This window comes from Actinosynnema sp. CS-041913 (genome assembly GCF_050942485.1).
Taxonomy (GTDB): Bacteria; Actinomycetota; Actinomycetes; order Mycobacteriales; family Pseudonocardiaceae; genus Actinosynnema.
Map to the genome: position 1 here is coordinate 5,699,827 of NZ_CP192037.1, position 26,243 is coordinate 5,726,069.

27 protein-coding genes are annotated in these 26,243 nt (G+C 71.7%); 10 read left to right on the top strand and 17 right to left on the bottom strand.

Features of this window, described 5'->3' with window-relative positions; genetic code table 11:
• Positions 1-82: 82 nt before the first annotated feature.
• Positions 83-679 carry an NAD(P)H-dependent oxidoreductase gene (locus ACQPZF_RS25780; RefSeq protein ID WP_433261051.1) on the bottom strand — a complete coding sequence of 199 codons (597 nt, stop codon included), beginning with the start codon at positions 677-679 and terminating at the stop codon, positions 83-85.
• Entirely contained in the window at positions 676-1,737 is a 1,062-nt protein-coding gene (locus ACQPZF_RS25785) for an LLM class flavin-dependent oxidoreductase (protein WP_433261053.1), read from the bottom strand. Before ACQPZF_RS25785 ends, ACQPZF_RS25780 begins: the two co-directional genes overlap by 4 nt.
• A gap of 231 nt (positions 1,738-1,968) precedes the next feature.
• Here ACQPZF_RS25785 and ACQPZF_RS25790 point away from each other — a divergent pair, with 231 nt between their 5' ends.
• Positions 1,969-2,439 (top strand): MarR family winged helix-turn-helix transcriptional regulator, encoded by a 471-nt coding sequence (locus tag ACQPZF_RS25790; RefSeq protein WP_433261055.1) that lies wholly within the window; start codon positions 1,969-1,971, stop codon positions 2,437-2,439.
• Positions 2,440-2,488: 49 nt separating this feature from the next.
• Here the strand turns inward: ACQPZF_RS25790 and ACQPZF_RS25795 are convergent, their stop codons facing one another.
• From ACQPZF_RS25795 to ACQPZF_RS25815, 5 genes are all read right to left on the bottom strand, one after another.
• Positions 2,489-3,403 (bottom strand): LysR family transcriptional regulator, encoded by a 915-nt coding sequence (locus tag ACQPZF_RS25795; protein ID WP_433261057.1) that lies wholly within the window; start codon positions 3,401-3,403, stop codon positions 2,489-2,491.
• Between the two features lie 74 nt (positions 3,404-3,477).
• Positions 3,478-3,843 (bottom strand): RidA family protein, encoded by a 366-nt coding sequence (locus ACQPZF_RS25800; RefSeq protein ID WP_433261059.1) that lies wholly within the window; start codon positions 3,841-3,843, stop codon positions 3,478-3,480.
• Positions 3,840-4,580 carry an SDR family NAD(P)-dependent oxidoreductase gene (locus ACQPZF_RS25805; protein WP_433261061.1) on the bottom strand — a complete coding sequence of 247 codons (741 nt, stop codon included), beginning with the start codon at positions 4,578-4,580 and terminating at the stop codon, positions 3,840-3,842. Before ACQPZF_RS25805 ends, ACQPZF_RS25800 begins: the two co-directional genes overlap by 4 nt.
• Complete coding sequence (locus ACQPZF_RS25810) at positions 4,577-5,314, bottom strand: SDR family NAD(P)-dependent oxidoreductase (protein ID WP_433261063.1); 738 nt, start codon at positions 5,312-5,314, stop codon at positions 4,577-4,579. The genes ACQPZF_RS25805 and ACQPZF_RS25810 overlap by 4 nt, the downstream gene beginning before the upstream one ends.
• 12 nt (positions 5,315-5,326) lie before the next feature.
• Positions 5,327-6,256, bottom strand: coding sequence for a succinylglutamate desuccinylase/aspartoacylase family protein (locus tag ACQPZF_RS25815; protein ID WP_433261065.1), 930 nt, complete (start codon positions 6,254-6,256; stop codon positions 5,327-5,329).
• 252 nt (positions 6,257-6,508) lie between these two features.
• Between ACQPZF_RS25815 and ACQPZF_RS25820 the strand changes: the two genes are divergently transcribed.
• The 7 genes from ACQPZF_RS25820 to ACQPZF_RS25850 are packed head-to-tail and all read left to right on the top strand — an operon-like array spanning position 6,509 to position 15,272.
• Positions 6,509-8,215 carry an ABC transporter family substrate-binding protein gene (locus tag ACQPZF_RS25820; protein ID WP_433261067.1) on the top strand — a complete coding sequence of 569 codons (1,707 nt, stop codon included), beginning with the start codon at positions 6,509-6,511 and terminating at the stop codon, positions 8,213-8,215.
• A gap of 56 nt (positions 8,216-8,271) precedes the next feature.
• Positions 8,272-9,249 (top strand): ABC transporter permease, encoded by a 978-nt coding sequence (locus tag ACQPZF_RS25825; RefSeq protein WP_433261069.1) that lies wholly within the window; start codon positions 8,272-8,274, stop codon positions 9,247-9,249.
• Entirely contained in the window at positions 9,242-10,156 is a 915-nt protein-coding gene (locus ACQPZF_RS25830) for an ABC transporter permease (protein ID WP_433261071.1), read from the top strand. Before ACQPZF_RS25825 ends, ACQPZF_RS25830 begins: the two co-directional genes overlap by 8 nt.
• On the top strand, positions 10,153-12,237 hold the full coding sequence (locus ACQPZF_RS25835; RefSeq protein WP_433261073.1) for a dipeptide ABC transporter ATP-binding protein: 2,085 nt from the start codon (positions 10,153-10,155) through the stop codon (positions 12,235-12,237). The genes ACQPZF_RS25830 and ACQPZF_RS25835 overlap by 4 nt, the downstream gene beginning before the upstream one ends.
• The gene (locus ACQPZF_RS25840; RefSeq protein ID WP_433261075.1) at positions 12,234-12,944 is read left to right on the top strand and encodes an SDR family NAD(P)-dependent oxidoreductase; all 711 of its coding nucleotides are present in this window, start codon (positions 12,234-12,236) and stop codon (positions 12,942-12,944) included. The genes ACQPZF_RS25835 and ACQPZF_RS25840 overlap by 4 nt, the downstream gene beginning before the upstream one ends.
• 23 nt (positions 12,945-12,967) lie before the next feature.
• Positions 12,968-14,203: a pyridoxal phosphate-dependent aminotransferase gene (locus ACQPZF_RS25845; protein ID WP_433261077.1), complete on the top strand. Its 1,236-nt coding sequence runs from the start codon at positions 12,968-12,970 to the stop codon at positions 14,201-14,203.
• 46 nt (positions 14,204-14,249) lie between these two features.
• Positions 14,250-15,272: a D-2-hydroxyacid dehydrogenase gene (locus ACQPZF_RS25850; protein WP_433261079.1), complete on the top strand. Its 1,023-nt coding sequence runs from the start codon at positions 14,250-14,252 to the stop codon at positions 15,270-15,272.
• Positions 15,273-15,339: 67 nt separating this feature from the next.
• Here ACQPZF_RS25850 and ACQPZF_RS25855 read toward each other — a convergent pair whose 3' ends face one another.
• The 3 genes from ACQPZF_RS25855 to ACQPZF_RS25865 are packed head-to-tail and all read right to left on the bottom strand — an operon-like array spanning position 15,340 to position 17,753.
• The gene (locus ACQPZF_RS25855) at positions 15,340-16,059 is read right to left on the bottom strand and encodes an SDR family oxidoreductase (protein WP_433261081.1); all 720 of its coding nucleotides are present in this window, start codon (positions 16,057-16,059) and stop codon (positions 15,340-15,342) included.
• Between the two features lies 1 nt (position 16,060).
• On the bottom strand, positions 16,061-16,891 hold the full coding sequence (locus ACQPZF_RS25860; protein WP_433261083.1) for an oxidoreductase: 831 nt from the start codon (positions 16,889-16,891) through the stop codon (positions 16,061-16,063).
• Between the two features lie 52 nt (positions 16,892-16,943).
• Entirely contained in the window at positions 16,944-17,753 is an 810-nt protein-coding gene (locus ACQPZF_RS25865) for a helix-turn-helix transcriptional regulator (RefSeq protein ID WP_433261085.1), read from the bottom strand.
• Between the two features lie 366 nt (positions 17,754-18,119).
• Here ACQPZF_RS25865 and ACQPZF_RS25870 point away from each other — a divergent pair, with 366 nt between their 5' ends.
• Complete coding sequence (locus ACQPZF_RS25870) at positions 18,120-18,464, top strand: peptidase inhibitor family I36 protein (RefSeq protein ID WP_433261087.1); 345 nt, start codon at positions 18,120-18,122, stop codon at positions 18,462-18,464.
• A gap of 55 nt (positions 18,465-18,519) precedes the next feature.
• Here the strand turns inward: ACQPZF_RS25870 and ACQPZF_RS25875 are convergent, their stop codons facing one another.
• From ACQPZF_RS25875 to ACQPZF_RS25900, 6 genes are read right to left on the bottom strand one after another with little or no spacing between them, the layout of a single operon-like run.
• A complete protein-coding gene (locus ACQPZF_RS25875) occupies positions 18,520-19,155 on the bottom strand; it encodes a GntR family transcriptional regulator (RefSeq protein WP_433261089.1) in 636 nt (211 codons plus the stop codon).
• Positions 19,148-19,954, bottom strand: a complete 807-nt coding sequence (locus ACQPZF_RS25880; RefSeq protein ID WP_433261091.1) for a DUF4438 family protein — start codon at positions 19,952-19,954, stop codon at positions 19,148-19,150. The genes ACQPZF_RS25875 and ACQPZF_RS25880 overlap by 8 nt, the downstream gene beginning before the upstream one ends.
• On the bottom strand, positions 19,951-20,757 hold the full coding sequence (locus tag ACQPZF_RS25885) for a DUF4438 family protein (protein WP_433261093.1): 807 nt from the start codon (positions 20,755-20,757) through the stop codon (positions 19,951-19,953). Before ACQPZF_RS25885 ends, ACQPZF_RS25880 begins: the two co-directional genes overlap by 4 nt.
• Positions 20,754-22,076: a metallopeptidase TldD-related protein gene (locus ACQPZF_RS25890; protein WP_433261095.1), complete on the bottom strand. Its 1,323-nt coding sequence runs from the start codon at positions 22,074-22,076 to the stop codon at positions 20,754-20,756. Before ACQPZF_RS25890 ends, ACQPZF_RS25885 begins: the two co-directional genes overlap by 4 nt.
• Positions 22,076-23,542 (bottom strand): TldD/PmbA family protein, encoded by a 1,467-nt coding sequence (locus tag ACQPZF_RS25895; RefSeq protein ID WP_433261097.1) that lies wholly within the window; start codon positions 23,540-23,542, stop codon positions 22,076-22,078. Before ACQPZF_RS25895 ends, ACQPZF_RS25890 begins: the two co-directional genes overlap by 1 nt.
• A complete protein-coding gene (locus ACQPZF_RS25900; protein WP_433261099.1) occupies positions 23,539-24,660 on the bottom strand; it encodes a Gfo/Idh/MocA family protein in 1,122 nt (373 codons plus the stop codon). The genes ACQPZF_RS25895 and ACQPZF_RS25900 overlap by 4 nt, the downstream gene beginning before the upstream one ends.
• A 237-nt stretch (positions 24,661-24,897) precedes the next feature.
• Here ACQPZF_RS25900 and ACQPZF_RS25905 point away from each other — a divergent pair, with 237 nt between their 5' ends.
• Positions 24,898-25,536 (top strand): type VII secretion system-associated protein, encoded by a 639-nt coding sequence (locus ACQPZF_RS25905; RefSeq protein ID WP_433261101.1) that lies wholly within the window; start codon positions 24,898-24,900, stop codon positions 25,534-25,536.
• A gap of 64 nt (positions 25,537-25,600) precedes the next feature.
• Here the strand turns inward: ACQPZF_RS25905 and ACQPZF_RS25910 are convergent, their stop codons facing one another.
• Entirely contained in the window at positions 25,601-26,221 is a 621-nt protein-coding gene (locus ACQPZF_RS25910) for a type VII secretion system-associated protein (protein ID WP_433261103.1), read from the bottom strand.
• Between the last annotated feature and the right edge of the window lie 22 nt (positions 26,222-26,243).

The window sequence follows — 26,243 nt, forward strand, 5'->3', positions numbered from 1 at the left end:
CACAGACGGCGACCCCGGACCGCGAGCCGTACCGCCGCGCGGACAGGAAGTCAAGGCACACCACCATAGCCGGCGTACGAGATCACGGACCCGACGCACGGGTTCTGAGAAGGTCCGCGACATCGGTGAGAGCGACCTCGATGCGTCCATGGACGCGGGGGTTGAGCAGCGACGTGCCGTCGAAGTCCCCGGCGGACGCGAAGACCGCCACCGGGATCGTCAACGCCTGGAAGAAGGCGAACAGAGGCCGCAAGGCGTGCTCCAGGACGAGCGCGTGGTGGTCGCCTCCGCCGGTCGCGACGAGGAGCACGGGCTTGTTCGCCAGCGCGTACTGGTCGACGAGGTCGAAGAAGTGCTTGAACATGCCCGGGTACGTGCCCCGGTACACCGGAACGGCCGCGACGAGCAGGTCGGCTTCCTCGGCGAGGCGGAGCTTCGCCTCGACCTCCGCCGGAGCGTCCGCACGCTCGATCGTGCCGGTGAAGGACGGGCCCAGGTGGTAGACGTCGATCCGGGACGTCTCGACCGGCAGCATTCCGCCGAGCGTGTCGAGCACCACGCCGACGAGCCCCATGGTCTTGGACGGGCGGCTCGGGCTGCCGTTGACGACCACGACCCGCAGTGCCGGGCCGGCCGGGCGCGTGGCCGGTGCCGCGTCGGTGGCGAACGGGGTCGTCATGCCGCAACCCCTTCCCGTGCCGCGACTTCACGCCGCACGACCGGTGCGACCTCGGTGCCGAGCAGCTCGATCGCCTGGAGGTGGTCTTTCTGCGGCATCCCGCCGAAACCCAACTGGAGAATGGCGCGGTTCAGGCCGTACCGCTCGTGGTAGGCGAGGAGCTTGTCGATGACCTCCTGCGGGCTGCCGACCAGCAGCCCGGCCGCCGGCGACGACTGCGCGTCGAACACGGACCGCGGGAGTGCGAAGCCGACGCCGCGCTGGTGGTTGTTCTCCACCATGCCGGTGGCGAAGTAGGGGTACATGGTGTCCCGCGCGCCCTGGCTCGTCCGCCCGACGTACCCGTGCACGTTGATGCTGATCGGCAGGGTGTTCGCGGCGTGCCCGGCCTGCGCCGCGGCCTCCCGGTAGCGCAGGACGGTCTCCTCGTGGAAGGCCATCGGTCCGAGCAGCAGGGCCAGCGCCATCGGCAGGCCGCGACGGCCGGTGCTGACGGCCGACGCGATCGATCCGCCGACACCGACCCAGATCGGTATCGTCCCGCCGTCGGCGCGGGGCGCGACGTCGGCTTCGACCAGGGGTGCGCGGAAGTGGCCCTGCCAGGTCACCGGGTTCCCGTCGCGGATCTTGAGCAGCAGGTCCAGCTTCTCGCGGAACAGGTCCGCGTAGTCCTGGAGGTCGTACCCGAACAGCGGGAAGGACTCGGTGTAGGAGCCGCGTCCGGCGATGATCTCGGCGCGGCCGGCGGACAGCAGGTCGATCGTGGCGAACTGTTCCCAGACCCGGACGGGATCCTCCGAGCTGAGCACGGTGACCGCGCTCGTCAGCCTGATGCTCCCGGTCTTCGCCGCGGCGGCGGCCAGCAGGATGGCCGGCGCCGATCCGACGAAGTCGGAGCGGTGGTGCTCACCGACGCCGAACACGTCGAGGCCGACCTGGTCGGCGACCTGCGCCTGCTCGATCGTCTCGCGGACGCGCTGCCGAGGAGACGGCAGGGCCCCGGTGGCCGGGTCCGCCGTGAGTTCGCCGAACGTCATGACGCCGATCTCGAATGACATGGTCGTTCCCCTCTCCGGTCGGCGGCACGGCGCCGCCGACGATCACGTCCGTTCCAACCTGCCTGCGCAAGCAGATATTTCCGGGTGCCGGTGTGATGTAGTTGCCTGCGCAGATAGATTGCCGACCGCACGGCACGCGGGTACGTTGTGGGGATTCCGGTCTGACGGAGGTGCCTGCGCAGGCAGGCACCCGGTTGGCTCCGGAGACGCCTAGCCGATACCGTGCCGCTCATGGCGACCGACGAGCTGCGAGAACTCGAAGAGCAGGCGTGGGAGGGCTTCCTGCTCACCCACGACCGGATCTGGCGTGCCATCGAGGCCGGGCTCGCTCCGCTGGACGTGACCATGGCCGAGTACAGCGTGATGGCACTGCTGGGCAAGGCCGGCCGGAACGGCATGCGGATGTCGGAACTGGCCCAGCGCCGCCTGATGTCCAGCGGCGGGTTCACCCGGCTCGCCGACCGGCTCGAACGTCGCGGGCTGATCGAGCGACGGCGGGCGGCGGGCGACGGGCGTGGCTTCGAGGCCGTCCTGACCCGCGACGGGCGGTCGCTCCTGCGCAAGGCGTGGCGCCGGCAGCACAGCGACCTGCGGAGGCTCTTCTTCGACCGGCTGGACGACGAGCACCTGCGCAACCTCGCCGAAGTCTGGGCACTCCTCGCCCCGGACGACTCGAACGCGGTGGACGAGCGCCCCGCGTAGCCCGCCTAGCCCGATGCGACCGCCGGTGAGTAACCGCTCGGCGGCGGTGTCAGGTGTCGTTCTCCAGTCGCGCGCACACGGTTTCGAGCACTCCCAGGGCGGCGGTCAGGGCGGGGCGGCGGCCGGTCGGGGTGCGCCAGACGCCGTAGATGCGGCGCAGCGGCGGGGAGGTCACCGGGAGCACGCGCACCGACGGCGGGAGTGGCCCTCGGCCCATGCGGGGCACCAGGGCCATGCCGAGGCCGGCGCCGACCAGTTCTATCTGGCTGGCGTACTCGGTGACGATGTGGGTGAACCTGGCCGGGTTCGGGGTGTGCTGGAAGGCGTTGAGCAGGAAGTCGTGCGCCACCGAACCGGGTTCGTAGAGCCACCGCTCCCCGCGCAGTTCGTCCAGGTCCACCGACGGCCGCCCGACCAGCGGGTGCTCGTGGTGGGCGAGCACGTCGGACAGGTCGTCGCCCAGGTGCCTGGCCTGGAGACCGTCCGGCAGGGACAGCGGGATCGCCATCCAGTCGTGCGCCACGGCCAGGTCCGCCGTGCCTCTGGCGACCAGTTCCACCGCGCGGTGCGAGTCGGCTTCGATCAGCCGCAGCGACAGGTCCGACCAGGCCCGCGCCAGGTCCTCCGTCGCGGCGGGCAGCACGCCGCGCGCGGCGGTGGGGAAGGCGGCGATGGTGAGCGTCCCGGTGACCGTCTCGCTCTGCGCCTGGAGTTCGGCGCTCATGCTCTCCAGCTCGACCACGATCCGGCTGGCCGACTCGGCCAGGACGCGGCCGGCCGGGGTCAGCGTGGTCCGGCCGGCCTGGTGCTCCACGAGCTGCTGGTGCACGTCCCGGCTCAGCCTGGCGATCTGCTGGGAGATCGCCGAGGGGGTGTAGCCGAGCGCGCTGGCGGCGGCCGTCATCGAACCGTGGACGGCGAGGGCCTCGATCGCGCGCAGCCCTGCCAGGCTCACCGTCAGCACCCTGGCGCCACCTCACTCCCTGTGTTCGGCCACCGCCGACATCCTGGCACGACACAGCCCACGGGCAACCCTCGTCACCTGCTGTCACCGTGGGACGACGGGAGGTGCAGGACGGCATCCACCTCCACCTTGACCGACCGCAGCCCGGCCACCACCGTCGTGCGCGCCGGTCGCCACTCGCCGAAGTGGGCCGCGTACGCGCGGTCGAACTCGGGGAAGTCGGCGGCGTCGGCCAGGTAGGCGGTCACCTTCACCACGCACGTGGGGTCGCCGCCCGCCGCCTCTACGACGGCCGAGAGGTTGCGCAGGGCGAGCGCGGTCTCGGCGGCGACGTCGGCGGGCTGGTAGGAGCCGTCGGGCAGCCGGGGCACCTGCCCGGACACGTACACGGTGTCCCCCGCACGCACGAACGGCCGGTAGTGCCCGGCGGGCGGGATCATCCGCGGGTCACCCGGATCGCCTCGGACATCTGGAAGGCGTTGAACCGGTGCCCGGTGGCGAAGTCGGCGTCGATCCCGGCCAGGAACGCGAACGCGGGCGCGAGCCGCGAAGGCGGCACGATCCCGATCCGCATCTCCTCGGTGTAGTGGGAGTCGGACATGGGTGTGTCGATGGGCCGTCCGGTCGACATGGTGTTCACCGCCACGTTGTGCTCGCGGCCCTCCAGCGCGAGCACCTTCATCAGCCCCTCCTGAGCGTGCTTGCCGGGCGTGTACGCGGTCTCCTTGACGAACCCGGACAGCGCCGACCCGGAGGACAGGAACACGATGCTCCCGTCGCGCGCGGCGACCATGTGCGGCCACACGGTCCTGGTGAGCACGTACGCCGCGCCGAGGATGATGTCGACCTCGCGCCGCCAGTCCTCGAAGGTGACGTCCGACATGGACACTTCCTTGAGCACGGCGGCGTTGTGGATCAACGCCCTGGGCGGGCCGTAGTGCGCCAGTGCCGCCTCCGTCGCGTCCTGCGTGGCCACCGGGTCGGCCAGGTCCACGACGAGCGGCAGCACGTCCCCGCCCGCCGACCGAAGCTGCCCGGTCAGCGCGGCCAGCTTCTCCCCCTGCACGTCCATCAGCGCCACGCGCATCCCGGCGGCGACGAGTTCGCGGGCGATCTCCCGGCCGAGCCCTTCCGCCGCGCCGGTCAGGAACGCCACCCTGCCCTTGACGTCGATCACGCGGACGCTCCTTCCCGGGTGACCCGGATCGCCTCGGACACCTGGAAGGCGTTGAACCGGTGCCCGCTCGCGAAGTCGGCGTCGATCCCGGCCAGGAACGCGAACGCGGGCGCGAGCCGCGAAGGCGGCACCATCACCGCGCGCTGGGCGTCGGAGTAGGTGTAGGCCAGCGGACCGTCGATCGGCGCTCCGGTGGTGATGGTGTTGACCGCGACGCCGTGCTCGCGGCCCTCCAGGGCGAGCACCTTCATCAGCCCTTCCTGGCCGTGCTTCCCCGCCACATAGGCGGCCTCGTTCGCGAACCCGGACAGCGCCGAGCCCGACGAGACGAACACGATGCTGCCGTCGCGCGCCGAAACCATGCCGGGCCACACGGCTTTCGACAGCACGAAAGCGCTCTGGAGGATGCTGTCGGTCTCGGCCTTGAACCCAGGCACGTCGAGTTCCAGCACGGGTGTCTCGCGGAACACCGCCGAGTTGTGGACGAACAGCCGGGGCGTGCCGAACCGCTCCAAGGCCTCCTGCGCCGAGGCACGCAGCACGTGCGCGTCGGTGAAGTCGGTGACGAACGCGCGCACGGAGGGCAGTTCGTCGGCCAGCGCGCGCACCGCGTCGGCCTGGTCGCAGAGCATCGCGACGGTCATGCCGGCGGCGGCCAGTTCGCGGGCGACGGCGTGGCCGAGGTCTTCGGCGTTGCCGGCGACGAGGGCGAAGCGGCCGGTGGGGTCGATCATCGTGGGGACTCCTCAGGCGATCTCGGCGACGAGGGCGACGACCTGGCCGGGTGACTCGATCCGAGCCAGGGTGGGGCGTAGCAGCGCGAGCGCGGTGCGCGGGAACGGAGCGCGGAAGGTCTCCACGACCTCGCTGGACACCGGGTCGAGCAGGTGGCCGACGACGGTGTCCCGCGCGACCACGGCGCCGAGGGCGGCCTCCCGCAGGACCGGTTGGTAGATGCCCGGCCGGGACGTCGACAGGGGCACCTTGCCGGTGGCCACGGTGCCCGGCTCGTCGGGCAGGTCGGCTTCGGTCAGTACGCCCGCCTTGCCCAGCGCCCGGCGCAGCCCGCGGGTGACGGCGGCGGCGCGGTCCTCCTCGAACTCCCCGCGACCGCCCATCTCGACCCACACGGCGACCGCGCCCTGCGCGCGGGCGTGCCCGGTGAGGCTGGAGGTGCGGTCGGGGCCGTCGAGGATGAGCGGGGTGCCCATCCACTCGGCCACGTGCTCGCTGCCGGGGAACCGGTAGGTGAAGCAGTTGATGTTCCAGCTACCGCCGCCGTGCACGTCCAGCACCACGTCCGCGCCGTCGACCGCGTGCTCGGCCAGCACCGCGGCCAGCCGCTGGGTGTGCGAGCCCCGCAGGTCGCCGGGGAACGAGCTGTTCAGGTCGAGCAGGTCCAGGTGGGTCTGGCGGGCGTCGGCCTCGGTGGCCAGCGGGTGCGCCACGGGCACCACCCGCAGCGTGCCGAGCAGCTCCTCCCGCCGCACGCCGGCCAGCAGCCGGTTGACCGCGAGCGTGCCCCAGGGCCCCTCGTCCCCGTGCACGCTCGCCACGAGCAGCCCCACCGGACCGCCCTCGCCCACGGTCCCGATCCGCACGTCGACCGAGCCGTACGCCAGTGACGACGTGACCGGATAATCGCTCCACTGGATCGTTTCGGCGAGTGTCGGCATATTCGCTCCCTGTCGTCCGGCGCGCTCCGATATTCGGTGCGCGAATTCTGCGCAGACCGGCCCACGGAGCACAAGACAGAGTTCCGCAACGGGCGCGATTACCTTTACTTAACGCCGGACGGCCTGCTCAGCAGCCCTTTAGCAAGCATTAAAGGGGGTCTTCACCGATTGTTGCTTGCCACTTCCGACGACCCACCTGTTCACTCTGGTAACCGCGGTCCAGGCCACCGTCGAAAAGTTGTGGAGCAGCGCATGAATCGTCGAACGATGCCCGGCGTGCTCGCCGTCGCCCTGGCGGTGTCGGCCTGCTCGGCCGGGTCGCCGGAAGGCGGGGACACGTCCAACCTGGTGCGGGGCGACGCCAACACGGTCAACACCGGCACCGCGAAGCAGGGCGGGACGATCACCTACGTCCTGGAGCGCAACATCCTGAACTGGAACCCGCTGGGCGCGGACATCGGGGTGGCCACCCAACTGGTCGCCGACGTCTACGACCCCGGCGCGTTCGTCAGCCTGCCCGACCTCAAGACCATCGAGCTGAACAAGGACCTGCTGGTCAGCGCCGAGCAGACCAGCGAGTCGCCGCAGACCCTGGTCTACCGGATCAACCCGAAGGCCGTGTGGAACGACGGCACGCCGATCACCGCCGCCGACTTCGACTACGTGCGCCGGGCGTCGAGCCCGAGCACGTGCCCGACGTGCGAGGTCGCCTCCACCATGGGCTACGAGAACATCAGCTCCCTGGTCGGCACGGACGACGGGCGCACGGTCACCGTGACGTTCAGCGAGCCCTTCGGCGACTGGAAGTCGCTGTTCGGCCCGATCCTGCCCGCCCACGTCGCCAGGAAACTCGGCGACGACGGCACCCCGGAGGGCCTGGCCAAGTCCTTCAACGAGGGGTTCCGCTACAAGGACTCCTTCCCCGACTGGTCCGGCGGCCCGTTCATGTTCAAGTCGTGGCAGACCAACCAGGCCGCGACGCTGGTGCCCAACCCGAGGTGGTGGGGCAAGCCGGTCACGCTGGACAGCCTGGTGTTCCGCATCGTCACCGACACCTCGCAGGAGGTGCCGGCGTTGCAGAACGACGAGGTCCAGATCATCAACCCGGACCCCCAGGTCGACCTGCTGCGCAACGTGCAGGCGCTGGGCGGTGTGAAGTACCAGCTCGTCCAAGGCCTGCGCAAGCAGATGGTGCTGCCCAACCTGAACAACCCGGCCATGCAGGACCCCGTGCTGCGCAGGGCGCTGTTCACCGCGATGGACGTCGGGCAGACCATCGGCAAGACGGTCGGCCAGTTCTCCTCCGACGCCACGCCGCTGCGCAACCGCATCTACGTCCCCCAGCAGCCCGGGTACAAGGACAACCTCGGCACGCTGGGCACCGGTGACGTCACCAAGGCCACGTCCATCCTCACCGACGCCGGGTACAAGATCGACGCCGGCAAGCTGATCGACCCGCAGGGCAAGCCGGTGCCGACGCTGACCATGCGCTACATCCAGAACAACCAGATCCTCCAGACGGTGTGCCAGTTGTTCGCCGACACCGCCAAGAAGCTCGGCGTGACGGTGGACGTGCAGACCACCGACTCGGTCGGCGCGACCGTGACCCACCAGGCGGGCAAGGACTTCGACCTGTTCGCGATGGGCTGGATCGGGCAGACGTTCGTGGCCTCCCAGTACTCCCAGGCGTTCAAGACCAAGGCCGGGCTCAACTTCGGCGGCTACTCCAACCCCGTGGTGGACGACCTGCTCACCAAGGCGCTCGCCGCCACGGACGAGTCCAAGGTTGCCGAATACCTCAACGGGGTGGACGCGCAGCTCACCGAGGACGCCTACATCCTGCCGCTCTACCAGGTGCCGGACCTGTTGGCGTACAAGGCGAACCTGGTCAACGTCCGGGCCAACGGCACCTACTACGGCCCGCCCTACAACGGTGGCGAGTGGGGCATCGCCGAATGACGGGCCGCGCGGCGCGGGTGTGACACCCGCGCCGCGCCAGGGGAAGGCAGGCAGCGATGTTGGCTTACGTGCTGCGGCGGCTGCTGCACACGATCCCGATCGTGCTGGTCGGCTCGTTCGTCACGTTCGTGATGGTCAGCGCGTCGGGTGACCCGCTGGGCGACCTGAAGGCGAAGCAGCCGCCGGTGTCGCAGGCGATCCTGGACGCCGAGGCCCACCGGATGCGACTCGACCAGCCCCTGCTGGAGCGCTACTGGCGCTGGCTGACCGGAATCCTGAGCGGCGACTGGGGCCCGTCGGTCAAGCGGATCGACATCGGCGCGGAGATCTGGCCGCGGCTGCTGGTGTCGGCCCGGCTGGTCACGCTGGCCGTGCTGCTGGCCTTGATGCTCGCGCTGGTGATCGGCGTGGTGAGCGCGGTCAAGCGGTACTCCGCGGTGGACTACGTCTTCACCGCGGTCGGGTTCCTGCTGCTGTCGATGCCCGCGTTCTGGTTCGCGGTGCTGTTGAAGCAGCAGGCGATCGACCTGAACCAGACCACCGGGACCACGCTGGTCTACACCGTGGGCGAGGCGTCGATCCCGCCGCCTTCCGGGCTGTGGCCCACCGTGCTCGACGTGCTCGGGCACATCGTCCTCCCGACGATCGTGCTGGCCATGACCTCGTTCGCGCCGTGGAGCCGGTTCGTGCGCTCGTCGATGATCGAGGTGCAGCAGAGCGACTACGTGCGGCTGGCCCGCGCCAAGGGACTCAGGCGGCGCACGGTGTTGGTGCGCCACGCGTTGCGCACCGCACTGGTGCCGCTGACCACGGTCGTGGCGCTGGACCTGGCCGTGCTGTTTTCCGGCGCGGTGATCACCGAGACCGTGTTCCAGTGGCGCGGCATGGGCTCGTTCCTGCTGTCGTCGGTGCGGGACAAGGACATCTACGCCGTCATGGCCTGGCTGCTGCTGGTGTCGCTGATCGTCGTGGTGTTCAACCTCGTCGCCGACCTGCTCTACGCCGTGCTGGACAGGAGGATCCGCCTTGGTTGAGACCGTGCAGACACCCGTCGCGCCGCACGCGGACGGCGAGGCGCCGGTGGCCACGCCCCGGTGGCGGCTGGTGGTGCGCCGGTTCCTGCGCCACCGGCTCGCGACGATCAGCCTGGTCGTGTTCGTGCTGCTGGTGCTGCTCGCCTTCGTGGGCGGCGAGCTGTGGCACTACCGGTACGACGTGTACACCCCCGACAACTCGCAGCCGCCGTCGGCCGAGCACCCGTTCGGCACCGACGCCACCGGCTACGACCTGCTGGCCCAGGTGCTGCGCGGCACGCAGCGGTCGATCGAGATCGCGCTGTTCGTGGCCGCGGTCTCCGGGGTGTTCGGCAGCGTGTGGGGCGCGGTCGCCGGGCTGCACGGCGGCAAGGTCGACACGCTGATGATGCGCGTCGCCGACCTGGTGCTGATCTTCCCGGCGATCGCGGTGGCCGCCGTGCTGGCCAACAACGTCGGCGCGAGCAGCCAGGGCTGGCTGCTGATCGGGCTGGTGCTGGCCGCCCTCACCTGGCCCTACGTGGCACGGCTGGTGCGCGGGCTGGTGCTGTCGCTGCGCGAGCGGGAGTTCATCGCCGCCGCGCGCACCTTCGGAGCGGGCTCGTGGCGGATCATCTTCCGGCACGTGCTGCCCAACGCGATGGGGACCATCATCGTCGCCGTGACGATCATCGTCGCGGTCGCGATCCTGGCCGAGACGGCGCTGTCGTTCATCGGGTTCGGCGTGCGCCCGCCGGACACCTCGCTGGGCCTGCTGGTCAGCCAGAACCAGACCGCGGTGTCCACCCGGCCGTGGCTGTTCTACTTCCCCGGGCTGTTCATCGTGGTCATCGCCCTGAGCATCAACTTCATCGGCGACGGACTGCGCGACGCCTTCGACAACACCAGGTCACGGAGCAGGCGATGACGACGGCGACCACCGCGGAGGTGCTCGGCATCCGCGACCTCACCGTGGCCTTCCCCGACGAGCAGGGACAGGTCAGCGCGGTGCGGGGCGTGTCCTGGTCGCTGCGGGCCGGCGAGGTGCTGGGCGTGGTCGGCGAGTCCGGATGCGGCAAGTCCGCGACCGCGCTGGCCGTGATGGGACTGCTGCCGCCCGGCGCGCGGGTCGGCGGGTCGGTCCGGTTCCGCGACCGGGAACTGGTGGGGCTGCGCGACGACGAGATGGCCTCGGTGCGCGGCCGGTCCGTCGCGATGGTGTTCCAGGACCCGCTGTCGGCGCTGAACCCCGTGTACTCGGTGGGCTTCCAGGTCGCCGAAGCGGTGCGGGCGCACCACCCGCGGCTGGGCCGCGAGCAGGCCGTCGAACGGGCGATCGCGCTGCTGGAGCTGGTCGGCATCCCCAACGCGCGCGACCGGGCCGGGGACTACCCGCACGAGTTCTCCGGCGGGATGCGGCAGCGCGTGGTGATCGCCATCGCGATGGCCGACGACCCGGACGTGATCATCGCCGACGAGCCGACCACCGCGCTGGACGTGACGATCCAGGCCCAGGTGCTCGACGCGCTGCGCACCGCCCGCGAGCAGACCGGCGCCGCGACCATGCTGATCACGCACGACCTCGGGGTGGTCGCCGGGCAGGCCGACCGCGTGGTCGTGATGTACGCGGGCAAGGTCGTGGAGTCCGGCACGGTCGAGGAGGTCTTCTACTCGCCGCGGATGCCGTACACGCTGGGGCTGCTGGGCAGCCTGCCCCGGCTCGACGGTCGGGAGGACGCGCGGCTGACCCCGATCGCCGGCACCCCTCCCCCGCTGGACCGGCCGATCACCGGGTGCGCGTTCGCGCCGAGGTGCCCACTGGCCCGCGACCTCTGCCGCACCGAGGAGCCCGCGCTGGCTCCGGTGGACGGCGAGCACCTGGCCGCGTGCCACTTCAGCGCGGAACTCGTCGGCGCACGGCCCCAGGACGTGTTCCCGCCGCGTACCGCGCCGGTCGCCGTGGCCGCTGGTTCGGAGACTGCCGCGCCCGCTGCCGTAGAAGCCGCCGTGCCCGCTGGTGCGGACGAACCCGGTGCCGGGCAGCCGATCCCGATCGTCGCCGCCTCGGGTCTGGTGAAGCACTACCGGGTGCGTGGCACGGGGTTGTTGCGCCGTGACCGGGGCGAGCTGCACGCGGTGTGCGACGTGTCGTTCGACCTGTCGGCGGGCGAGACCCTGGGCTTGGTCGGCGAGTCCGGCTCGGGCAAGTCGACCATCGCCAAGCTGTTGATGTCACTGGAGAAGCCGACCGGCGGCGGGGTGCTGCTCGACGGCCGGCCGCTGTCGCCGCGCGGGCACGCCCGCGATCTCCAGATCGTGTTCCAGGACCCGATGAACTCGCTCGACCCGCGGATGACCGCGGCGGACCTCGTCGCGGAACCGCTGCGGATCAACGGCGTCGGCCGCCGCGAGGCCCGGACCCGGGCGCTGGAGTTGCTGGGGTCGGTCGGGTTGTCCGGCGCGCGGTCCGAGCGCTACCCGCACGAGTTCTCCGGCGGCCAGCGCCAGCGCATCGGCATCGCCCGCGCCCTGGCGCTGCGGCCCCGCGTGCTGGTGCTCGACGAACCGGTGTCCGCGCTGGACGTGTCGGTCCAGGCCGACGTGATCAACCTCCTAGAGGACCTCCAGGACGCGCTGGGCCTGGCGTACCTGTTCATCGCGCACGACCTGTCGGTGGTGCGGCACATCGCCGACCGGGTGGCCGTGCTCTACCTCGGCCGGGTCGTGGAGACCGGCGACCGCGACACGGTGTTCGACCACCCCCGGCACCCCTACACGCGGGCGCTGGTCTCGGCCGTGCCGCTGCCCGACCCGCGCAAGGAACGGGCCCGCGAGCGGATCATCCTGACCGGCGACGTGCCCAGTCCGGTGAACCCGCCGTCGGGGTGCCGGTTCCGCACCCGGTGCCCGCTGCACCTCGGCGGGCTGACCGACGAGCAGCGCTCCCGCTGCGCCGGCGAGACCCCCGCGCTGCTCGACGGCGTGGCGTGCCACTGGGTCCGGCGGTGAGCGGGCCGCTGTCGGGCCGGGTCGCGCTGGTCACCGGCGCGGCCCGGGGCATCGGGCGGGCGTGCGCGGTGCGGTTGGCCGAGCAGGGCGCGGACCTGGTGCTGCTGGACATCGGGGTGGTCAGCCGGCTGGCCACCGTGCCCGCCGCCCTCGCCGGGGCCGACGAGCTGTCCGGGGTGGCCGAGCAGGCGCGGGCGATGGGCCGGCGGGTGGTGTCGCGGTTCGTGGACGTGCGCGACGCCGACGCCCTGCGCGCGGCCGTGCGGGCGGGGGTGGACGCCCTTGGTTCGGTGGACGTCGCGGTGCCCGCGGCCGTGGTCCGGTCCAGCGGCGGCGCGTGGACCATGACGGAGAGCCAATGGCGGGCGGTGGTCGAGGTGAACCTCACCGGGGTGTGGCAGACGGCGAAGGCCGTGGCGCCCGTGATGGTCCGGCAGCGGTCCGGGTCGATCGTGTTCATCGGCTCGGACCCCGAGCGCCCGCCCGAGGCGGGCCACGCGCACCTCGCCGCGGCCAAGCACGGGGTCTGGGGGCTGGCGCGGTCGTTCGCGCTGGAGCTGGCGGGCACGGGCGTGCGGGCCAACAGCGTCGACCCCGGACCGCTCGACGGCGCCGGGCAGGCCGCGGTCGCCGACGCCGTGCTCTACCTGGCCTCGGACGAGGCGCGCGGCGTGACGGGGTCGTCCATCCTGGCCGGCCCGGCGTGAACCAGACGACAGGAGACACCGACATGGCGGCAAGCCGTCACCCCGTCGAATCGCGGCGGGTGCTGCGCACGCACCTGCCCGAGCGGGCGGACACGCTGGGCACGTCCGTCCGGGAGGCGGACCTGGAGCTGCGGTTGGACGGCGCCGGGCACGGCCTGCTGGACACCACGCACTTCGACACGGTCCGCTTCCCGCCGCCGCCGTGGGCGCTGGCCGCGTTCACCGCCGCGGCGAACGACGGCGACCTGGCCTACACCGGGTACCGGGGCAACGCCGAGGTGCGGGCGACGTGCGCGCGGTCGGTGTCGGGCCTGCTGGGCGTCGACGTCGACCCGGATCGCGAGATCGTGATCACCACCGGCACCCAGGGCGGCCTGTTCGCCACGCTGAGCGCCGTGGTCGACTCGGGCGACGTGGTGGCGCTGGCCGACCCCGAATACCTGTTCGTGGAAAGGATGCTGCGATTCCTGGGCGCGCGGGTGGTGCGCGTGGGCATGGTCGAGCACCCCGCCGGGCCGCAGCTCGACCTGACCGCGTTGGAGGAGGCCGTGGTTCGCGAGGGCGTCACGCTCCTGCTCACGTCCAACCCGAACAACCCCACCGGGACCGTCTACACGCCCGAGACCGTCCGCGGCCTGGCCGCGCTCGCCGTGCGGCACGACCTGCTGGTGGTCGTGGACGAGCTGTACTGCCGGCTGGTCTACGACGAGACGCCGTTCACCCATCTCGCGGCGCAGCCGGGGATGGCGCAGCGGACCGTGACCCTGCTCGGCGGGTCGAAGACGGAGTCGCTGAGCGGCTACCGCGTCGGCGTCGCCGTGGGCCCCGCCGAGGTGGTGGACGCGATCGAGCAGGTCATGGCGATCTCGTGCCTGCGCGCGCCCGCGTACGCCCAGCACGTGTTGACGCGGTGGCTGGTTGATGACGTGGAGTTCGTGCGCACCCGCGTCGGCGAGCTGCGGGCGTTGCGGGAGATGACGGCCGAGCGGCTGCGCCGGGTCGACGGGCTGCTAGTGCGGCCCGGCGCGGGCACCGCCTACCTTTGGCCGGACGTGTCGGCGCTGGGGATCGGGGACGTGGAGGTGGCGAAGGTGTTGCAGAGCCGGGCCGGGGTGGTCGTCAGCCCCGGCTACCAGTTCGGCCCGTCGGGGCACGGCCGGTTCCGGGTGTGCTACGCCCGCGAGGAGACCGGGTGGTCCGCCGCCCTGGACCGCGTGGTGGACGCGCTCAACCACGCCGCGCAGGCGGTGGCCTCGTGACACGCGTGGCGGACGCGCTCAACCACGCTGCGACGGCGGTGGCCTCGTGACCCGGGTGGTGATCTGCTCGCCGCTGGAACCCGAGCTGGTGGCGCGCATCGCGGCGGTGGACCCGCGGGTCGAAGTGCTCTACGAGCCCGAACTGCTGCCCGTGCCGCGCTACGCCGGGGACCACGTGGGCGTGCTGCCGGAGCTGACCGCCGAGCAGCGGCAACGGTGGTTCGCCCTCACCTCCACGGCCGAGGTGGCGTTCGACTTCGACCGGCGCGCGCCGGCCGAGGTCAACGAGAACTTCCCGCTGCTGCGGTGGGTGCAGGGCACCAGCGCGGGCCTGGGCAGGCTCACCGACCGGTTCCCGCTGGACCTGTCGAAGGTCGTCGTGACCACCGCCGCCGGGGTGCACGCCGTGCCGCTGGCCGAATTCGTGCTGACGGGACTCCTGCACTTCGTGAAGGACGTGCCGCGGCTCAAGACGTGGCAGGCCGAGCACCGCTGGAGCCGCTACACCAGCCGCACGCTGTCCGGGCAGCGCGTGCTGGTGGTCGGGTTGGGCGCCGTCGGACGGCACACCGCCGCCGTGCTGGCCGGGCTCGGCGTCGAGGTCGTCGGCGCGGTGCGGCCGGGCGGCACGTCCGGCGCGCCCGGCGTGACCGAGGTGGTGGGCTTCGACGCGATCGCGTCGGTGCTGCCGGGGGTGGACGCGGTCGTGCTGGCGTGCCCGTTGACGCCGCAGACCGAGGGCCTGCTGGGCGCGGCGGAACTGGCCGCGCTCAAACCGCACGCCGTGGTGGTGAACATCGCGCGCGGCCAGGTCGTGGACGAGGCCGCCATGACCGCGGCACTCGCATCCGGGGCTTTGCGCGGCGCGGTGCTCGATGTCGCGTCGGTCGAACCGCTGCCCGACGACTCGCCGCTGTGGGACCTGCCCAACGTGATCGTGTCACCGCACTCGGCCTCGACGGCGGCGAACGAGAACGCCCTGATCACCGACATCTTCTGCGACAACCTGCGGCGATGGCTCGACGGCACACCCCTGCGCAACCTTTACCGGCCCGAACTGGGCTACTAGACTAGCTCACGGTGGAGCTGGAGGGCAGCGAGAAACCAGCGGTGGCCGCCGAGGCGCTGTACCGCTACTACCGCTGACGCGCCGGCCGGATCACCAGCTCGTTCACGTCCACATCGGACGGTTGGTCGACCGCGTACGAGATGGCTTCGGCAATGGCGTCCGACGGAATGGCGTTCGCACGGTAGGTGCGCATCCGTTCCCTCGCGCCGGCCTCCGTGATGGTGGTGGCGAGTTCGGACTCCACCACGCCGGGCGAGACCGTGGTGACGCGAATGCCCGGTTCCAGCTCCTGCCGCAGCCCTTCGGTGATCGCCCAGGCGGCGTGCTTGGTGGCGGCGTAGACGGCTGCCGTCGGCGACACCGCGTGCGCGGCGATCGACGCCACCGTCACGAAGTGACCGCTGCCGGCACGCTGGAAGTGCGGCAGTGCCGCAGCGATCCCGTGCAGCAACCCGCGCACGTTCACGTCGATCATCCGGTCCCACTCGTCGACCAGCAGTGAGTCCATCCGGGACAGTGGCATCACGCCGGCGTTGCCCACGAACACGTCCACACGCCCGTGCCGCTCGACCGCACCGTCGACGAACTCCGCGACGTCCTCGCGGTCGGTCACGTCCAGCCGGCGGGTCTCGACGCTGCCGCCGTCGGCACGGATCTTGCCGGCCAGCTCCGCCAGCCGGTCCTCCCGTCGCGCGCCGGCGACCACGTGGTGTCCTTCGCGGGCAAGGCGCAGTGCGGTCGCGTGGCCGATCCCGCTGCTGGCGCCGGTGATGAGCACGACCTTCATGTCAGTTCTCCGGGTAGTCGGTGGACAGGGTGAGCGAGCGCCACTCGTCGAACGTGGCACGCAGCGTGTCGAGGCGGGCGGTCGCGATGTCGTAGGCGGCCTTGCCGAGCAGCAACCGCAGCGGCGGCTCGTCCGACTCGACCGCGGTGAGCACGGCCTGCGCGGCACGTGCCGGATCGCCGGGCTGATGTCCGTACGTGGCAAGGGTTGCGGTCCGACGCGCGCCCGCGGTCTCGGCGTAGTCGTCGATGACCGTCGCGGACTGGCGCATCGACGGGCCCGACCAGTTGGTGCGGAACGCGCCCGGCTCGACGATCGTCACGCGGATCCCCAACGGCGCGACCTCGGCGGCGAGCGACTCGGACAGACCCTCGACCGCGAACTTCGTCGCGTGGTAGTAGCCGGTCGCGCCGAACGCGGCCAGCCCGCCCAGGGACGAGATGGTGACGATGTGACCGGACCGGCGGGCCCGCATGCCGGGCAGCACGGCCTTCGTGACGTCGACGAGCCCGTGCACGTTGGTGTCGAACAAACCGCGGACCTCGGCGTCCTCGCCCTCCTCGATGGCGGCCAGGTAGCCGTAGCCGGCGTTGTTGACCAGCACGTCGATGCGGCCGAACGTGTCCTCTGCCGTGGCGACCGCGGCCGTGACCTGGGCGTGGTCGGTGACGTCGAGCGGAAGTACCAGGGCCCGGTCGTTCGAGCCGAGGTCCGCGACCTGCTCCGGGTCGCGGGCGGTGACCACGGCACGCCGGCCACGGTCGAGTACGGCCGTCGCGATCGCGCGACCGAGACCGGTCGAACAACCGGTGACAAACCAGACGGAGGTCATGAATTCTCCTTTTTCGGGCAGGGGCGAGCCCCGGTCCGTGCAGAATGTGAACTCAGCGCGCGGTCAGGCTTCCCAGCAGCGACAGCGCCTCGGCGGACGGGCTGCCGGGTTCGGCCTGGTAGACGACCAGTTGCTGGCCTGGTGCGCTGTTCACGGTGAGCGACTCGTAGGTGAGGGTCAGTTCCCCGACGAGCGGGTGCCGGAAACGCTTGGTCTCGCGGCCCTTCTGGCGGATGTCGTGCCGGGCCCAAAGCCTGCGGAAGTCCTCGCTCTTGAGCGACAGCTCCCCGACGGTCTGGATGAGCCACTGGTCGTCGGGGTCGGTGTGCGATCGCAGGCCGCCGACGGTGTTGATGGCCACGCGTTCCCAGTCCGGGTAGAAGTCGCGGGCGTCCGGGTCGAGGAACACCAGCCGCACCAGGTCGTCACTGTACGTGTGACCGGCGAACAGGGCCTCGCCGAGCTGGTTGTGGGCCAGCACGTTCATGCACCGCCCGAGCACGACCGCGGGAGTGCTGGTCCAGGCGGCCATCATGGCCACCAGCGCCGGGCTGACCTGCTCCTTCCGCGCACGCACACGTGGCCGCGGGCGGGGCCTGGCCAGCTCGTGCAGGTAGGCCCTGGCGTCCTCGTCGAGGTCCAGCGCCCGCGCGAGCGCGTCGATGACCTGCGGCGACGGGTTCCGCTCGCGGCCCTGCTCAAGCCGCACGTAGTAGTCGCTGCTCACGCCGGCCAGCAACGCGACCTCGGTCCGGCGCAGGCCGGACACCCGCCTGCGGGTGCCGGGCGCCAGGTCGACATCCTCCGGCCGCACCTGCGCGCGCCTGGCCTTGAGGAACTCACCGATCGCGTTGCTGCCCACGTCTTCGAGGTTAGTTCCGTTCGGGAACGGAAGGGTGGGTGTGTCACTCCTAGTAGCGTGTCGCTGCTTAGTCTTGGTACCTGTGACTGGGAGGCTGTTGTCCGGCAGGTCCCCTTTCCTGCCGCACAAGGACTGTTGCCATGGCCTTACTGGTGAACGCGACAATCCACGAGGGGCGATCACCCGTCCGTGCGGGCCGAGGTCTTCACCCGGACGGGGAGCGGCTTTCCATCGTTCAGGCGCTGCCCGTCTACTGCATCCGGAGCAGGATGACGACGAGGCCCGCATCCGGGCCTGGAACGTCGACAGGAAACGGAGTTTCGCCCCATGCATCGGATTCGCGGGTTCACCATAGCCTCGGTCGCCTTGCTCTCCGCCTTCGGTGCGGCACCCACCGCGACCGCGGCCCCCACCCCGCCGGTCGCCAAGATCGCCTACAACTCCTGCCACAACGGCTACTTCTGCATCTACGACGACTGGAACGGCGGCGGCACCAAGTGCCAGTGGTCGCAGCGCGAACTGGCGAACACCGCGGACAACTGCTCCTTCATCCAGGCGGGGCGCAACGTCCGCTCGGTGTGGAACAAGACCGATCACCGAGTGCAGTACTACACCGCGACCAACTTCAACAACCGCGTCGGCTCCACCCCCTCCGGCAACGGCGGCAACCTGCAGGGCAACTACCAGATCCGGTCGTTCAAGCCCCAGTGACGGCCCGGAACCGCTGAACGCGCCGGGTCGCGGATCGCCATGCTCGGCCCGAGCGCTACAGCACGTAGTCCTCGCGCAGGTAGTGCCGGTACAGCGCGGACGCGACGGTGGACGGGTCGCCGTCGGCCAGCGCGTCCACGAGGTCACGGTGCAGGCCGGGCATGGCGGCCAGGTCCAGGTGCTGTTCCTCCAAGGACGACCGCATGACCGCGCCCATCTGGGCGTCCATCCCGGCGAACAGCTTCGCCAGGCGGGGCTTGCGCGCGGCGGCGACCAAGTGGCCGTGGAACGCCGTGTCGAGGTCGACCACAGCGGCAAGGTCTCCGTCGCGGGCGGCGTGCTCCATCCGCTCGACCAGCTCGGTGAGGGGGTCCAGGAGGTCGGCCGTGCCGTGCGCCAGCACCGCCCGGACCGCGCCCTCCTCCAGCACGTAGCGGGCGTAGCAGGCGTCCTGGATGTCCTCGTGGGACAGCCGCGTCACGGTGCTGTGGCGGCGCGGGCTGATCTCGACCAGGCCCTCGCTCTCCAGCCTGGTGAGCGCGGTCCGGACGGTAGAGCGGCTGACGCCCAGCTCCTCCGCGATCGACATCTCCACCAGCCGCGAGCCCGAGGGCAGCTCGTTGTTGAGGATGCGGGTGCGCAGCAGGCGGTGCACGCTGTCGGGCAGCGAGCGGTGTTCGAGGTCAGGCATCGGGGCACCCCAGCAGGTCCGGTGTCACTCCCACGTGGCCGGTCGGGTCCACGCGCACGTCGAAGTCCGCCGCGGGTCCGCACAGGATCGGCATCGCGCCGGGGCCGTGGCCGGGTAGCGGGCTGGACGCGTGGACCACCACCGCCATGGTCAACCACCCTTCCCGGTGCCCCGCGTTGTGCCGGACGTCGACGTCGTCGATGCATAGCAGATCACCCAGCCGCCAGTGCGCCGCATCCGCCCGGTCGACCTGCACGTCGAGGTCCCACTGGTGCGCGGGGCGGCCGAACCCGTTGCCCACCAGGTACGAGGGCACACGGGCACGGACGGACCCCACGTCCAGTGCCGCGAGCACGGCGGGGTCGACGTTCAGCACGGTGCTGCTGCCCCGGACGGCGGCTCCCTGGCCGTGCGCGCGGATCGCCACCCGGTCCGCGGGCAACATCCGGGCCAGCACCTCCTGCGGGAACACCGCGATCACCCGCCCCTCACGCTTGCCCAGCACGCGGCCGGTCGCGCCGCGCGCGTCGCCGGTGCGCACGACGGCTTCGTTGCCCAGGCACGCGAACGCGGTCAGCGCGTGGCAGGCCGCCGGGTCGGGGTGCACGAGGGTGACGCCGGGGGCCGCGTGGTCGCCGTCGACGTCGAACACGCCGTCGCCCAGCCGCAGGCCCAGCACGACGCCGCCGGTCGCGGTCGGCACGTAGGGCGCGCCGTCGCGGTCGACCAGGTACGGCGCGGGGCCGAGCCGAGGGGTCTCCACCTCGCCGAGCAGGGTGGTCCGGACCAGGGTGCTCACCAGTCGGCTCCGATGTTCGCGGTGGGGTCGTCAACGAGGTCGAACGCCTCGGCCGGCCCGGTGAACAGGGTGGTGGGGCCGGGTCCGTGGCCGAACAGCCGGCAGTCGCCGGTGCTGATCGCGCCGATGGTCACGTACCCGGCGCGGTAGGCCCGGCCGAACCGGTGGTCCTGGTCCCGCAGCGCCACCAGGTCGCCGATGCGCACGTCCGTGACGCCCATGAGGTCGGTGTTCGCGAACTCCGACGCCATGCCCGTGCCCGCGCCGGGAGCCGACCGCGGAATCCGCGCGGCGACGGACACCCGCAGCCTGCCGTCCGGGGCGGTGTCGACGGGCAGGTGCGGCAGCAGGTCGGGGTCGAGGTTCTTGACCACGACGGCGGGGTGGTCGAGCAGCCGCAGCCCTTGACCTCGGGCCCTGATCGCCACCCGGTCGCCCGGCGCGACCTCGTCCGCGTCGGCGAGGTCGACCAGCACGAAGGCGTGCTGGCCCAGGACGCGGCCGGTCGGGCGGTGACCGCCGAGCACGGTGACCTCGTTGCCCACGCACGCCAGGTATTGCAGGGCGTGGTTGGCCGCGGGATCGGGGTGCCACACCGACAGCCCCGGTTCGAGGTGGTCGGCGGCGTGGCCGGTGGCCGGGTCGCCGACGCGCACGCCGAGGGTGACCCCGCCCATGCCGGGCAGCAGGAACGCCCGGCCGTCGCCGTCGACCCGGTAGCCGAACCGGTCGCCCAGGGGCGGGCACACCTCACCCGCCAGCACCTGCGTCAGCAGCCGGTGGGCGTTGGTGCGCGGCGTCACCGGGGACCGAACCGGAAGCCGTGCGCGCGGATCGCCGGCGCGGTGACCGACCCGTTCCACACGTTCATGATCGGCTGGGCGCGCAGCACGTCGCCGACTCCGTCCACAGTGGACAGCAGGTCGAACACCGGCTGGGTGAACCGGGCTCCCCGCACGGGATCGGCCAACTCACCGTCCACGATCCGGAAGCAGGCGTCGCGGGTGACGCCGGTGATCGTGGACGCCTGCCGGTCGACCAGCCGCGTGTACCAGAACCGCTCGACGTAGAGGCCGTCCTCCACGCCCGCGACGAGGTCGCCCTCCGTACCGGGCGCCATCACGACGTTCGCCGCGACGGGCGAGGGCACGGCCTCGCGCGCCACGTGGGTGTGGCCCGTGCGGTCGGTGACGGGCACGCCGACGAGCCCGGCGGTGAGCAACGGCACCACGGCTTTGGACGTGCCCAGCACGTCGAACGGGATGGGCAGCCCGTACGGGTGCGACGCGTCGTCGGCGACGGTGACCAACTCGGAGGCCACCCGCAGGCCCGGTCTGGTCGCCACCCCGACGCCCGCCTGCGCCAATCCGCCCTCGAAGCCGAGCACCCCCAGGAACCCGAGCAGTTCGCAGGTGGCCTCGGGCCCGAGCACGACGGTGTAGGCCCCGTCGGGCAGCGGCTGCCGGCCCCGGGTCCGCACGGCGCGGTCGACGGTGTCCGCCACGGTCGCGGCGTCCAGGCCCAGCGCGTCGCGCGACCGGTGCAGGTTCGCCCAGTGCGCCGAGCCGTCCCGGTCGCCCACCGTGAAGCTGCCGGTGGCCTCGGTCGCCACCACGTGCCGCAGCGCGCCGGTGCTGGAGGCGACCGCGAGCTGGGTCACGGCGCGGCCGACCATGCCCGCCGCGGTGGTGCCGGCCCGGCGCGCCCGGGTCATCGCCTCGGCGGCGATCGCGATCCGGGCCGGGGCGTCGAACGCGGCGGTGTCGTCGTGCCACAGGACGTGGTCGTCGGTGTCGCGGTGCTGCGGTGTCCACGCCGAGCCCGGCGCGGTGGCCGAGCGGGCGAGTCCGGACGCGATCGCGGTGGCCCGGCGGACCGCGTCGGGAACCCGGTCCAGCGCGCTGGTCGCGACCCGCGCGGCGTGCCCGTCCACGACGGCCCGCACGACGACCTGCTGTTCGGTGATGTCCTGCGGCTGGTGGACGCGCTCGCCCGCGAACCGGGTGTACTCGCCCGCACGGGCCAGCAGCGCGGCGTCGACGTGGTCCGCGGCGGCGGCGCGGACGGCGTCGGCCAACAGCCCGGTGGCGCGGGCGGGGTCGACGGGAGCGGCGAAGGCCATCACGCCACCCCGATCCGGACGCCACGCACGAGCGTGGACGGCGCGCCGTGGCTGAGGAAACTCCACTGCTTGGGCTCGCCCTTGCCGCACGGGTAGCCGAAGATGCGCAGGTCGTCGGCCACCGCCTCGACCGAACCCCAGAACTCCGGGGTGATCCCGCCGTAGGAGAAGTTCTTCAGCAACCGCCCCCTCTTCCCGCCGCGCACCTCGTAGGCCACTTCGGTGCCGAACTGGAAGTTCAACCGCTGCTCGTCGATGGACCACGACCGGTTGTCGTCGGCGTAGATGCCGTCACCGAGCCGATCGCACAGTTCATCGAGTGTGCCCTCGCCGGGTTCCAGGTAGACGTGGGTGGCGAAGCAGACCGGTGTGTACGCCCAGCCGTCCGAACGCGCCGCCCCGGTGAGGGCCGCGCCCGTGCGTGCCGACGAGTCCAGAGTGGACAGTGTGTTGCGCACGATGCCGCGGTCGATGAGGGTGCGGCGGCGCGCGGGGGTGCCCTCGTCATCGAAGGCGAAGCTGCCGCGGGTGCCGGGCACGGTCGGGTCGCTGGTGATGGTGACGGCGGGTGAGCCGTAGCGCAGCGAGCCGATGTCGTCCACACCGATGAACGAGGTGCCCGCGAAGTTCGCCTCGTCGCCGATGATCCGGTCGAGTTCCAGCGCGTGTCCGGCGGACTCGTGGATCTGCAAGGACATCTGCTGGCCACCGAGCACCACGTCGGCGGTGCCGGACGGCGCGACCGGCGCGGTGAGCAGCGCCACCGCTTCCTCACCGACCCGAGCCGCGTTGGCCACCAGGTCGCGGCCGACGACGAACTCCCACCCGGCCGCGCCGGTGTCGCCGTGGAACGAGTTCGGGTAGCTGCGCCGCTGCACGTCACCGTGCCCGGCGGCGGTCGCCATCACCAGCACGCCGGACTCCACGAAATGCTGGTGCTGGCGGGATCCCACCGAGTTGCCGAAGTGCCGGTGCTGCCGCTTGGCGTTGATCCCCGCCTGCGCGGACACCACCAGGCGTGGTGCGGACACCGCGTCCAGCGCCTCGGTGAGCAGCGTCTGCCGGACGTCCTGCGCCGTGGCGAAGGGGTCGTGCTCCACCGCGGTCTCGTAGCGCCCGCTGTGCACTTCGAGTTCCGGGAGGCGCACCGGCTTGGACGCGCCGCGCCCCGCCACGGCGAGCGCATGCGCCTGACGCGCGGCCTCGGCGGCGTCGACGGCCTCGGCCAGCGGGCGGGCGGCAAATCCCCACACGCCGTCGACCAGCACACGGACCCCGATGCCGAGGGTGTGCTCGACGCGCTCGTCCACGTCCGCGCCCGACTGCCGGTACACCCGCAGTTCCTCCGCCTCCACCAGCCGCACGTCGGCGTACTCGGCCCGACCGCCGACCGCGTCCAGCGCCACCTCCACCAGCGCGCGGGCCGTGGCGTCGTCCGCCATCGCACCCCACCCGTGCGGGCTCACGCAGCGCCTCCAAGCGGGAAGTCGACCCACGCGCGGCGGCGGAACGACGCCTCGAACGCGTTGATCGTCTCCTGCACCAGCGCGCCCTGGGCGAAGTCGCCCTGGTTGGTCCCGCCGCCGGCCAGGATCTCGGTGGTGAAGTCGGCGCAGAGGTTGGCGTAGAACAGCGAGTCCCAGTCCTCTGTGGACGAACCGCCGGGCGGGAAGAACTCCGCCGGGATCTCCCGTTCCACGAACTCCGGATCGTCCTTGGTGGCCGTGCGGATCGTCTGGCAGCGGCCGGCTTCCTCCACCAGCCGCACGATCAGCGCGCCCTCCGAGCCGTAGAGCCGGGCCTCGATGCCAGGAAGGTTGCCCACCGTGACGTAGGAGGACTGGATGGAGGCAATAATGTCGGTGTCGAACTCGCAGATCCACATGTCGCCGTCGTCGATGTTCAGCCGCTGGCTGCGCCCCGTGGCGCGGACCACCCGCTCGGGCAGGAAGTTGCGCATCGTGCCGACCACGGAGGTCAGCCGGGCGCCGGCCCACCAGTGCATGATGTCGATGATCGGCGCGCCGTAGCCCTCGATGGACGAGGTGGCGATGACCTCCGGGTCGGCGTCGGGATCGACCTGGCGCATCGGGGTGGCGGGGTCGATCCACTGGCTGTTCTGCTCGAAGCCGTTGAACACGTAGGGCGTGCCGATGAACCCGGCGTCGACCAGGCTCTTGGCGTAGCGGACGGCAGGCGCGTACCGGAACGTGAAACCGAGTTTGGTCAGGAGCCCCTTGGCCCTGGCCGCGTCGGCGAGCGCCTTGGTCTCCCGGTAGTCCCGGTGCACCGGCTTCTCGCACAGCACGTGCTTCCCCGCCTCGATCGCCGCCGCCGACACCTCGAAGTGCGCCGTGTTGGCCGTGACGACGTCGACCACGTCGATTGACGGGTCGTCAAGCACCTCGCGGTAATCCCCCGCGGTCCGCCGGACCCCGAACAGGCGCGCGGCCTCCCCCAACACCTGCCGGTCGCTGTCGACCAACGCGACCACCTCGACCCTCGGATCACGCGACCACCCCGGCAGGTGCGCCCGCTGGGCCCACCGCCCCGCTCCGACGACGGCAACCCGCACCTTGTCCATGTCGCACTCCTCACCTGGGGTGCACCGACCGTATGTCGACTGTCGATTGCCGACAATCGACAGTGACTGTGACGCCCGACACACCGTGCCGGTCATCAAGGCAATTCCGTTGCCCGAACGTCCCCGATCCCGATCGTCGCGACAGCGCATTTCGTGGTCCTGATCGCATCATGTTGGGGCGGCACGGCCTGCTCGCTGTCACCGGCGCGCCCGGCCACAGCAGAACGGAGAACGGCAGTGGACGCGGACACCGGGGCACGGACGGCGTCGGAGAACTGGCTGCTGCTGATGGACCCGGTATGGCAGCCGGTGACGGACAACGACCCGCCCCCGACCGACGCGGTGGTCGGGCTGTGGCCGGTGGAGGACCACGACAGGCTCGGCAAGTTCCGCGCCAACCCGGACTACCGGCCGTCCGACGAGGACTCACCCACCGACCCGCTGGACACGGTCCTGCGGCTCGTGCTGATGGACCGGGCGACGACGGTCCACATCCAGTTGATGCTGCGGGACGCGTTCTTCGACATCGCCGTGGACGCTGACGGCAGACCGCTGGTGCGCACGTCACCGGACGACATCCCGTGCGTCGTCCTCGCCACCAGCGAACCGCACCGCGCCCGCGTCACCTCGCCGGACTGGTCACGCGTCGACCTGATCGAACTGGCGACGCTCCTCGCCGACGACATCGACGTGCTGATCAACCCGGGCGGCCCCGCCGAAGTGCGACTCACCGGCGACTTCATCCGCGAGACCGTGCTGCTGAACGACGAGGACCTCCGGACCGCCACCCCGGACAGCGGTGACACCGGCGGTCTTCGGATGGCCCGCTGGGAGGTTCCGGAAGATCGGGCACCGGGTCCGAAGACCGGCGGATGACCTTCGACCACACCGTCGAAGGCCACCCGAACCGCTTGGTGCCACGCCGCGGCCTGGAGGCTCGTCAGGAGCCGTCGTCAGGGGCTGGAATGCGCCAGGCCAGCATCCGGAGCTGGTCCTCGCCCGCCGCGGGCAGGCCGGCCCACGCGGCGGCGAGCTGCTTGTCGGACGGGTGACGGGCGGACTTCACGAAGGCCGCGACCAGCCGCAGCGACCCGGGACTGCCCGGGTTGAACAGCACATCCGCCCCGGCCGACAGCAGATCGGTCAGTTCCTCGATCCCGACCCGCTGCCACGAGGCGACCTCCGGGGACGACGACCGGTACCACGGTGAGGTCGCCACGAGCAGGCAGGAGACCCGGTCCGGGGACTGCACCACCAGCGGGTCTCCGTCCTCCCCGAGCGCGACCTCGTACTCGCTGTCGCGCAGCAGCAACCGCACCTGCGCCGCCACGGGACGGCCCGCGGTCAGCAGTCGGAACAACGCGTCGAGCGGGTCGGCCGGCGCCTCCGGGTCACTTGGGACATAGCCGGGATTGGCCCGGAAGCGGCCCAGTCCGGCGTCCGCGTCCACCGGCCACAGCCCCATGACGGATTCCACGGGTGGCTCGGTCTCCTCCCCGGTGGCCGTCCAGGCGGGGTCCATCAGCAGGTACCAGTGAGCATCGCGGGCTTCGGGCCGCACGGGTTCTCCTCTTCCGGGCAAG

Bases quoted from the DNA above. Each gene is read 5' to 3' on its own strand.
- ACQPZF_RS25820 (WP_433261067.1), top strand. From the start codon at position 6,509: ATGAATCGTCGAACGATGCCCGGCGTGCTCGCCGTCGCCCTGGCGGTG.
- ACQPZF_RS25860 (WP_433261083.1), bottom strand. From the start codon at position 16,891: ATGACCTCCGTCTGGTTTGTCACCGGTTGTTCGACCGGTCTCGGTCGC.
- ACQPZF_RS25790 (WP_433261055.1), top strand. From the start codon at position 1,969: ATGGCGACCGACGAGCTGCGAGAACTCGAAGAGCAGGCGTGGGAGGGC.
- ACQPZF_RS25890 (WP_433261095.1), bottom strand. From the start codon at position 22,076: ATGGCCTTCGCCGCTCCCGTCGACCCCGCCCGCGCCACCGGGCTGTTG.
- ACQPZF_RS25815 (WP_433261065.1), bottom strand. From the start codon at position 6,256: ATGCCGACACTCGCCGAAACGATCCAGTGGAGCGATTATCCGGTCACG.
- ACQPZF_RS25810 (WP_433261063.1), bottom strand. From the start codon at position 5,314: ATGATCGACCCCACCGGCCGCTTCGCCCTCGTCGCCGGCAACGCCGAA.
- ACQPZF_RS25780 (WP_433261051.1), bottom strand. From the start codon at position 679: ATGACGACCCCGTTCGCCACCGACGCGGCACCGGCCACGCGCCCGGCC.
- ACQPZF_RS25835 (WP_433261073.1), top strand. From the start codon at position 10,153: ATGACGACGGCGACCACCGCGGAGGTGCTCGGCATCCGCGACCTCACC.
- ACQPZF_RS25875 (WP_433261089.1), bottom strand. From the start codon at position 19,155: ATGCCTGACCTCGAACACCGCTCGCTGCCCGACAGCGTGCACCGCCTG.
- ACQPZF_RS25800 (WP_433261059.1), bottom strand. From the start codon at position 3,843: ATGATCCCGCCCGCCGGGCACTACCGGCCGTTCGTGCGTGCGGGGGAC.
- ACQPZF_RS25825 (WP_433261069.1), top strand. From the start codon at position 8,272: ATGTTGGCTTACGTGCTGCGGCGGCTGCTGCACACGATCCCGATCGTG.
- ACQPZF_RS25785 (WP_433261053.1), bottom strand. From the start codon at position 1,737: ATGTCATTCGAGATCGGCGTCATGACGTTCGGCGAACTCACGGCGGAC.
- ACQPZF_RS25845 (WP_433261077.1), top strand. From the start codon at position 12,968: ATGGCGGCAAGCCGTCACCCCGTCGAATCGCGGCGGGTGCTGCGCACG.
- ACQPZF_RS25900 (WP_433261099.1), bottom strand. From the start codon at position 24,660: ATGGACAAGGTGCGGGTTGCCGTCGTCGGAGCGGGGCGGTGGGCCCAG.
- ACQPZF_RS25855 (WP_433261081.1), bottom strand. From the start codon at position 16,059: ATGAAGGTCGTGCTCATCACCGGCGCCAGCAGCGGGATCGGCCACGCG.